We start from the raw sequence: 8,300 nt of genomic DNA, 5'->3' as shown, positions 1-8,300 counted from the left end.
AGCCTGTCAACGTTGTGTGCGAAGGCAAACGCTGAAGCCTTTGCTGCTTACAAAGAAGTTCCCGGTGTAGTAACCAAAGTGGACGCCGCTGAGAGCACCATCACCATCAAGACTGAAGACGGTGCTACCAAAACCTTTAACGTCATCAAGGGCGCAAAAGTAGCAACTGAGAAAGGCCGTACTATGTCATTGGACGCCCTGGCAAAAGGCGACACAGTCGTTTTGAAAAACCGTGTTTCCAATCCAATTGCCAGTGAAACCAAAGAACAAGTATTGTCAGCCAATAAATAATATAGTGCTGCCACTAAATACATAAAAAGCTTTGACCACTGCAATGAGCCCCGTACGGGGCTTATTGTTCTGCCTAAAAAAATCTCCCACCGATTCAAATCCTTAGCACGAACATACAATCCGTTTCTCCGCTAAAAAGTTGTCCCATAAATAAAATCAGCAACCACTTGGATAAAATTCCGCGTGTCGCGCAAATTTGTATTCGAAAATAATTATTGTTACTGCATACGTATTCAAACTATTTATCCAAATCATTTGCCGTATTCTGCTGCTGGAAGTTGCTGTTGCATGCCCTGCATGTAGACAAACCTAATAAAGATAATCATCAAAACTTCGGAAAACCATTATGAAAACACTCCCCAAACTCCTGTTTGCTTTTTTGCTATGCCCGTTAATCCCGTCCCCTGCTTTTGCACAAACTACCTTTGTTCATTTATTTGAATGGAAGTGGAATGACATTGCATCTGAATGCGAAAATTTTCTCGGCCCTAAGGGTTATGCTGCAGTGCAAGTATCGCCACCACAAAAATCCGTTGCCGGTAGTTTCTGGTGGACGCGTTATCAACCCGTGAGTTATGCGATTGAAGGTCGTTCGGGAACACGCGCTGAATTTGCCAGCATGGTCGCGCGCTGTAAGGCTGTTGGTGTCGGCATTTATGTCGATGCTGTTATCAACCATATGTCTGCGGGCAATCGTAATTTTCCGGAAGTGCCCTACGGTGTAAATGATTTTCACACCTGTACAGGTCCTATTAATTACACCAACGCATGGCAAGTGCAGAATTGCGATCTGGTGGGACTAAATGATTTAAAAACCGAATCCGATTATGTGCGCGGAAAAATTGCTGCCTATATGAATGATTTATTAAGCATGGGTGTTGCCGGTTTCCGTATCGACGCGGCAAAACATATGCCCAGTGGCGATATCGCTAATATTGTCAGCCGTTTAAATGGCAGCCCCTATATTTTTCAGGAAGTGATTGGTGCGGCTAACGAACCGATTACGCCTGCACAATATACTTATATCAGCGATGTGACTGAATTTAATTTCAGCAGCACCTTAGGGACTTATTTTAAAGGGCGCGCGCCATTAAAAGATTTACGCAATATCGGCGTATGGAGCGGTTGGTTAAATAGTAGTGATGCGGTGACTTTTGTTGCCAACCACGATAACCAACGTCAAAACACCAGCAATATTGTGACGCACAAAGATGGCATGAATATAAATAATATTGCGCACGTGTTTATGCTCGCCTATCCCTATGGGTACCCAGAAGTCATGTCCAGTTACGATTGGACCGATCACGACCAAGGCCCGCCAACGTCAACGCCTGCAAGCAATTGTAATAACGGTTGGCTGTGTGAACATCGCAATCGCGAGATCGCCAATATGGTCGGCTTCCGCAATGCAACAAAAGATGCATTTTATTTATCAAACTGGTGGGATAACGGCGCGAATGCCATTGCGTTTGGTCGCGGCAGTCTAGGCTTTGTGATCGTTAACGGTGAAAACAGTGCGCTCAATGTCACCTTGCAAACCGGTTTGGCGGCAGGAAATTATTGCAATGTTATCGCGGGCGATTTTGTAAACGGAACCTGCACGGGCGCGAGCATTACCGTTGCTGCGAATGGTACAGCGACATTTAATGTCGCAGCCAAAAGCGCAGCGGCCATTCATGTGCAAGCAAAAAATGGCAGCGTTATTGGCAACAACTGCGTCTACTCCTCGATGAAATTGCGCGGCACATTTAATAACTGGGCCAGCACCGATATGACTTGCGCCGCAGGTACTTGGGTCGGCACCGCCAGCTTCACCGGTAGCACTGGACGCTTTAAATTTGATGCCTACGGCAACTGGGTTAACAACTGGGGCAACAACAACAGCGATTTAATTGCAGAAGCCAGTGGCAACGATATTCTCGTTACAACACCGGGGACTTACACCATTACTTTTAACGATGCGAATTTGCAGTACAGCATCACCCCTGCCAATAACACCAGCAGTTCAGCCGCGAGTTCTGTTGCATCAAGCAGCTCAAGTGCACCCGCAAGTTCAAGCAGCGCAGCGAGCTCAACTGGTGCGTCGGTTAGTGTGAATTTCACTTGCCAAAACGGAACCACTTATTCAGGACAAAGCGTTTATGTGGTGGGTAATATTGCGGCGTTAGGCAACTGGACCGCAGCCTCCGCGGTCAAATTAAATCCCACCAGTTATCCAACCTGGACTGGCACCATTCAATTACCGGCTAACACAGCGGTGGAATGGAAATGTTTGAAGCGTGAAGAAAATAATGCAGCTGCAGGTGTAGTGTGGGAAAGTGGCAGCAATAATATATTTAATACTGGCAGCGCCAGCAGCACACTGGGCGCGTTCTAACTCTTTATCTCTACAGCTATTCACATGGATTGGTAATGCGTTTTGGGGCGACTGCTAACAAGCAGTCGCCTTTTTTGTTTTTTAAGTTTAGATCACACCGTTAAATTTATCTCCTGCACCACACCAACACCACCATCTTCTTTGAGATAAATACCTGAATTAACAATTTCACCGAGCGATTGGTTACCCGCATCTTTTAATTGGAATGGCGATGACACATGCCCGAGAAAAATGGCGCCAATATTTTTATCACCCAACGCCGCTAATTGCGTCGAGCCATCTTCATTGGTCATCCAGATGCGCAATTGTTGATAAATGCTGTCGCCCTCATCGATAAAGTTATTTCCATCTTCATCGTACACCGCGAGCTCAGCAAAACCGCGCCCACTGCTGGGGCCAAATAATTCGCTGCCATTATTGATACTGCCATCGCCGTTGCGATCCAACGCCAAATAACCACTGCCCGGGCGCAAGCTCGCGATTTGCTCAGTAGAGCCGTCGCTATCCAAATCAAATTCAAAACGCGTTTGGCTGAGTGCAGCGCCCTTGCCATCAAAGTTAATTACCAGCGGGTCGACTTTCTTACTGCCCGCCTCTATATGAATATTGGATTCCTGCACAAATTCGCGGCTCATATTCATCGCCACAGAAAAATTGATTTCACGGCCATCAGCCGTGCGTACCACACCGACCGCCTGGAACCTCATCGATTCCTGTTCCTGATAGCGCTCGTGCCGCTGGTAGACCAAACCAGGGCCAGTGCTGCGGGTAGTGACTGCTTGCGCAGGTGGATTTGTATCCACATTCAGGGTTTTCACCTTGGAGCCTATTGCCGCTTGCACTTCACCAGGCGACGCCATATCGAGATCTTTACCGGTGATCGCTTTGTACATGGCTTCAATAATCATCATGTTCAGGCGATCACGGGACTCCATTGGCGTACTTAAATCCAGTGCCTGTGTTTGACGATGCATCGCCAGCAAGGATCCGGCGTGAGAGAGATCCACTGCCACACCCTGAGGTTGTGGTTCCGTACTAGCTGCTTGCACGGCGGGTGTCGGCTGATCCAGCCAAAATTCCAGCCGCTCTGTAAGGCTGTGCTCTTCGCGGTAATCACGCTGTGCTGCCATGCCAATCAGGGCATTGGAAATAATCATATCTGCCGTCCATTTTTTGGAGAAATAGAGAAAATCCCACCGGAAATTCATTTGGGAAAGCGCGGGTTAATCTCTATAGCGGCAAAAATGCTGATTTTTTGAGCGTTATTTGGCGTGAAAATTAGAATTATTGGTTATGAGCACAACCGTCAAAAGACCAGTAGCAAGGTGCGGGGGTATAAGGAGGAAATCGGTAGGAAAGCCGGCAGATCAATTGCGCGCCAAGGCCAACTGATTTTTGTAGCGCTGATGAAGGATATTGACGCGGAAAACATAGGTCTTGGTTTCTTCGTAGGGTGGCACGCCCCGGTACTTTTCCACCGCGCCCGGTCCTGCGTTGTAGGCAGCGGTCGCCATAGTAATACTGCCGTCAAAGCGCTCCAGCATACGCGCCAAATATTTCACTCCACCATCGATATTCTGCGCAGCATCGGAGGCATTGCTGACGCCCATATCTTTGGCGGTACCGGGCATCAATTGCATCAACCCCATGGCGCCTTTGCGCGAGCGCGCGAGCGGATTGAAATTGGATTCGGCATGAATAATCGCACGCACCAACGCGGGATCAACACCGTACCTGCTGGCAGCCTGGGTAATCAAATAGGTAAATTCGGTCATGTAGAGTTTGGTACCGCGCCAATCGACGCGCGATAAGGGGTTACAAGGGTAGCAAGAGGTATAGACGATGACTTCGTAGGCCGCTTTTTTAGGTTGGCGATCTGAATAAGCGACAGAACCGCCTTTCTGATACTTAAAAAACGTGAAGGGTTGCGCGGGCTTTTTGCTCGCCGCTGCTTCTAATCGCTCCTGCTCCTTGCGCGCTTTTTCTTCCGCTGCGGTCTTTTCGGCTACCCGACGCACATGGGCTCCAAAATCCTCAAGGCTGGAATCCTGCGCCGAGGTTTTCGTTGAGGGTTGTGCATCCACTTTCGCCAATAGCTCCGCACTGGTGAGCACCAGAAGAGGAATGACAAATGACAAAAGGGATTTGCGCACTGAGACTGCTCTTTACTGATTAGGATCGTGACTAATTAGGATCTTTAACGGCGACTGGCTTGTCCATAACGCCAGCGTGTGACAAAACGCTGGCCAGGAGATTTAGTGTAGCTCAGGCCAGAGCAAAGCTCTGTCACCAAAATCTATTTTCGTGACTTGATGCAGCTATCGCAACACGACTGGTTCAGGATTCCAGCCACACATCCCGCACCCAGTGCCATACCGATGGCCAGGTTTCGTCAGTCAACTCTCCATCACGCCAATAAACCACCTCACCATCCTGCTCTACACAGTAGTAGTTACCGTTGACCTCACACAGAGGCATTAAATAGCGTGGCACACCCTGCTCCCAAGCGACGGCGGTCACCTCGGGCAAATAGGTATGCGAGTAAGGATCGGCAGCAGTCACCGGCTCGATCGAACCGTAAACCACATCGCTAGCCTCAAGCAGGAAACTGCGCATCTCACGCGGGATTGGCAACAGCAGCTCTTCTTCAATCTCGACTAACCGGTCTTCATCGGGCAATTCCAACGGCACAGGGACTGGCTCGTTGTTATCGCGCAGCATCTCAAGGACTTCATCGATATCGGAATCTTTCTCAGACATAGCACTACCTGAAGATTACAAAGTGGGAGGCGGAATATAGCCCGCGACATCACTGATAACAAGCGTCCCGAGGATTGGCTCCCTACCCGCAGCCTCGCTCCGGTATGCACCAAACGCCAAAGTCTCACCGTCGGCAGGGATAAAAAAACGCCCCTGCCACTGGCGCTGGTTAACCTCGGCCTGCAATTGCGCGCGGCTGACCGGGCAGTGATCCAAGGCCTCCAGATGATTGGCAATGACCTGTTTGCCAGTCAACGCGCCCACGGCGATCGCCTCGTCTACGCCCATAATAATGTCACCCCCCAAATCAAACCTTGCGCCGCCTGCAGGAATCAGGGTGATATCCGGCTGGTTCAGGGCGATGCATTGGCGCACCTCATCAGTCAGCAAGGTATCGCCCGCGATATAAAGACTTGGTTCATCCGGCAGCTGGATAAAATACCCCACACCGTGCGCCATCATCTTTCCAATCAAGCCGCGCCCATGCAGGCAGGGAATTAATTGGATCTGCCCGGATAAAAATGCAGAGCGCCCTTTCGGATTCAAAGCAATCACGCGCAAGCCCTTTTGTTGTAAAAACGCTGCATCGCCTTCTGCACAAAATACAGGAATATTGCGCTCGCGCAGCCACTTGGTCGCCCTGCGATCAAGATGGTCAAAATGCCCTTTTTGGCAGTGAGTGATCAGGCAATGGGTCACTTGGTCCAGTAATGACCCAGTGTTTTCCGGCAAATCCACCAAGGGATTACGGCAGCGCTTGCTGCCAAAATATTTCAATGCGGGTATCGCTCCCTTGGGTGCCAGCATAGGGTCAACCAAAACCACTGACTGCCCCATTTGGATCACCACCGTTGCATTGCGCATTTGCGTGATATTCATAAAAACCCCGAAGAAATTACATGAAGCAACATATTAAATCGGGCAAACCAGGTTGCAGATGGCTAAAACTGCCGTGTTACATACATAATTAGCCATTCACAGTGCCTATTTGAGCGAGAAAAAAGGAGGATCTGATGAATATCGGTGTGCTGCTCTACCCCGGCTGTATTGCATCCGGGCTGCTGGCGTTTAGCGAATTGCTTTATGTCGCCAACCAACGTGAAGGAAAAAAATTGTTTACTGTGACTTGGCTGGGGCTGGATAAAACACCCATCAGCCCAACACTTGAAAACCAAACGCTGCAGGCAAGGCTTACACCGCAATCCACACTTACAGAAATCACAGCAAAAAATATTGATGCCGTGCCCGGAATTGATGCCCTGATAGTCCCCGGATTTTGGGCCAGTTCCAACACCGAGTTGCAACACAATTTAGATCAACACCAAAGCCTGATTGCAGCACTCAAAAAAATGCCCGCACACATCCACCTACTGGCCTACTGCACTGGTGTTTGCTGGCTGGCAGCGGCAGGAAAATTGAAGGGGATGGAGGCAACCGCAACCTGGTGGATGGCAGACTTTTTACAAATGCACTACCCCGAAGTGAAATGGCGCTTTTCTCACACCTGTATCGCTACCACAAAAACCAAAACTCAATACACAACAGCAGCGGGCGTTAATGGTTATTTGCCGATTGCGCAACAGCTGATTAGCGATAGTTGCGGCGAACAGCGCTGGCGTGACATTGCCGAGATAATGGTAATACCTCGCCCGGAAAAAAAATTACAGCCGTTCCAAAGCATCCAATTAATGCAATTGAAAGATCCATTGATGCGAAAAATCTATCTCTGGATTGAACAACAAGCAGCGATGAAATTATCGCTCGCGCGTCTGGCCCATAAATTGAATATGTCCGAGCGCACACTCGCACGCAAAGTCAAAACTGCAACAGGTTTGCCCTGCGCACAATTTATGAAGTTAATTAAGTTACATCAGGCAAGCGAACAGTTGATCTACAGCCATAAGGCCATCAGCAACATTAGTAATAATTTGGGGTTTTCGGATGACGCAGCCTTTCGCCGCAGTTTTAAAAATATCACCGGCTACACACCCAGTGAATACCGGCTGGAATTTAAACGCTAGCACGCGGGCGTTGATAAGCAATTAACCAAACAGCGACATCTGGTTCTCCACCAACTGCCCGAGCGACTCATCCATAAAATGCAAAATGCTATCGGCAACGGGAGTGAGCTGTTTATCGACATAATGTTGATAATCAATCGGGCTCTGGCGCAGAGCCATATTGATATCATCTGATCCCACTGGCTCGGGGCCATTGACCGTAATCAGATAACTAATCCAATGGCCGCGACGCAAACGCGCGCCGGTTAACTGCTCGTATTTACGCGCAGCCTGCACATGGGGCGGTACATTTTTTTGGTATTCGTGCAGATGGCGGCGCAAGGGCTTGGGAAAAATTAATTCCAGGGCGCGCTCACCAGCCAACACCTGCGCGGTAGTGTTGCGCACAAAATCAAAATAATCTTCACCATCAAAAACTTTTCGGTAAAGCGTCATCTGAAATTCTTTGGCCAGTTGCGTCCAATCGGTGCGCACATTTTCCAGCCCTTTAAATACCATATCGCGTTGGCCATTTATGTCAACCAATCCGGCATAACGCTTTTTTGTGCCCAATTCAGAGCCGCGAATGGTCGGCATTAAAAAACGCAGGTAATGCGTTTCGTATTGAATCTCTAATGCGCTTTTAATATTGAATTCATCGCGCAGTGTTTGTTGCCACCAATTGTTTAATTCTTTTGCCAGGCGCTTGCCTATGCTGTTGCACTGGCTCGCATCTTTAGGTGGTTTACCCACGCAGTTATTTTCCAACCAGACAAACAGCGAATCCGTATCTCCATAGATAACCGCATAACCCTGCTGCTCAATCCAATCGCGGCTGCGCTGGATAATTTCATGGCCACGCAAGGTAATGG

8 protein-coding genes are annotated in these 8,300 nt (G+C 48.9%); 3 read left to right on the top strand and 5 right to left on the bottom strand.

The features are described from left to right. Window positions 1-291: hypothetical protein (locus tag ACWA6V_RS13015; RefSeq protein WP_449522893.1), on the top strand; the 291-nt coding region annotated here is incomplete at its 5' end. Window positions 292-637: 346 nt separating this feature from the next. Then, the gene (locus ACWA6V_RS13010; protein ID WP_449522892.1) at window positions 638-2,668 is read left to right on the top strand and encodes a carbohydrate-binding module family 20 domain-containing protein; all 2,031 of its coding nucleotides are present in this window, start codon (window positions 638-640) and stop codon (window positions 2,666-2,668) included. 92 nt (window positions 2,669-2,760) lie between these two features. Here ACWA6V_RS13010 and ACWA6V_RS13005 read toward each other — a convergent pair whose 3' ends face one another. The 4 genes from ACWA6V_RS13005 to ACWA6V_RS12990 form a co-directional block, all read right to left on the bottom strand. Then, a complete protein-coding gene (locus ACWA6V_RS13005) occupies window positions 2,761-3,825 on the bottom strand; it encodes a hypothetical protein (RefSeq protein ID WP_449522891.1) in 1,065 nt (354 codons plus the stop codon). A 210-nt stretch (window positions 3,826-4,035) separates the two neighbouring features. Next, window positions 4,036-4,821 (bottom strand): lytic transglycosylase domain-containing protein, encoded by a 786-nt coding sequence (locus ACWA6V_RS13000; protein ID WP_449522890.1) that lies wholly within the window; start codon window positions 4,819-4,821, stop codon window positions 4,036-4,038. Between the two features lie 184 nt (window positions 4,822-5,005). Further along, window positions 5,006-5,428: an SMI1/KNR4 family protein gene (locus tag ACWA6V_RS12995; protein ID WP_449522889.1), complete on the bottom strand. Its 423-nt coding sequence runs from the start codon at window positions 5,426-5,428 to the stop codon at window positions 5,006-5,008. A 15-nt stretch (window positions 5,429-5,443) separates the two neighbouring features. Further along, window positions 5,444-6,307, bottom strand: coding sequence for an MBL fold metallo-hydrolase (locus ACWA6V_RS12990; RefSeq protein WP_449522888.1), 864 nt, complete (start codon window positions 6,305-6,307; stop codon window positions 5,444-5,446). A gap of 134 nt (window positions 6,308-6,441) precedes the next feature. On the opposite strand from ACWA6V_RS12990, the gene ACWA6V_RS12985 reads away from it, so the two are divergent. Continuing rightward, window positions 6,442-7,449 (top strand): GlxA family transcriptional regulator, encoded by a 1,008-nt coding sequence (locus ACWA6V_RS12985; RefSeq protein WP_449522887.1) that lies wholly within the window; start codon window positions 6,442-6,444, stop codon window positions 7,447-7,449. A gap of 21 nt (window positions 7,450-7,470) precedes the next feature. On the opposite strand, the gene ACWA6V_RS12980 is transcribed toward ACWA6V_RS12985, so the two are convergent. Continuing rightward, the coding region (locus ACWA6V_RS12980) for a DNA polymerase domain-containing protein (protein ID WP_449522886.1) at window positions 7,471-8,300 on the bottom strand (830 nt) is incomplete at its 5' end.

This window comes from Cellvibrio sp. (assembly GCF_053579595.1).
The sequence above is the reverse complement of the archived record's forward strand: the minus strand, read 5'-3'. Positions and strand labels throughout refer to the sequence as shown.

Excerpts from the sequence above, each read along its gene's own strand:
- ACWA6V_RS13010 (WP_449522892.1), top strand. The coding sequence starts at position 638 with ATGAAAACACTCCCCAAACTCCTGTTTGCTTTTTTGCTATGCCCGTTA.
- ACWA6V_RS13005 (WP_449522891.1), bottom strand. The coding sequence starts at position 3,825 with ATGATTATTTCCAATGCCCTGATTGGCATGGCAGCACAGCGTGATTAC.
- ACWA6V_RS12995 (WP_449522889.1), bottom strand. The coding sequence starts at position 5,428 with ATGTCTGAGAAAGATTCCGATATCGATGAAGTCCTTGAGATGCTGCGC.
- ACWA6V_RS12990 (WP_449522888.1), bottom strand. The coding sequence starts at position 6,307 with ATGAATATCACGCAAATGCGCAATGCAACGGTGGTGATCCAAATGGGG.
- ACWA6V_RS12985 (WP_449522887.1), top strand. The coding sequence starts at position 6,442 with ATGAATATCGGTGTGCTGCTCTACCCCGGCTGTATTGCATCCGGGCTG.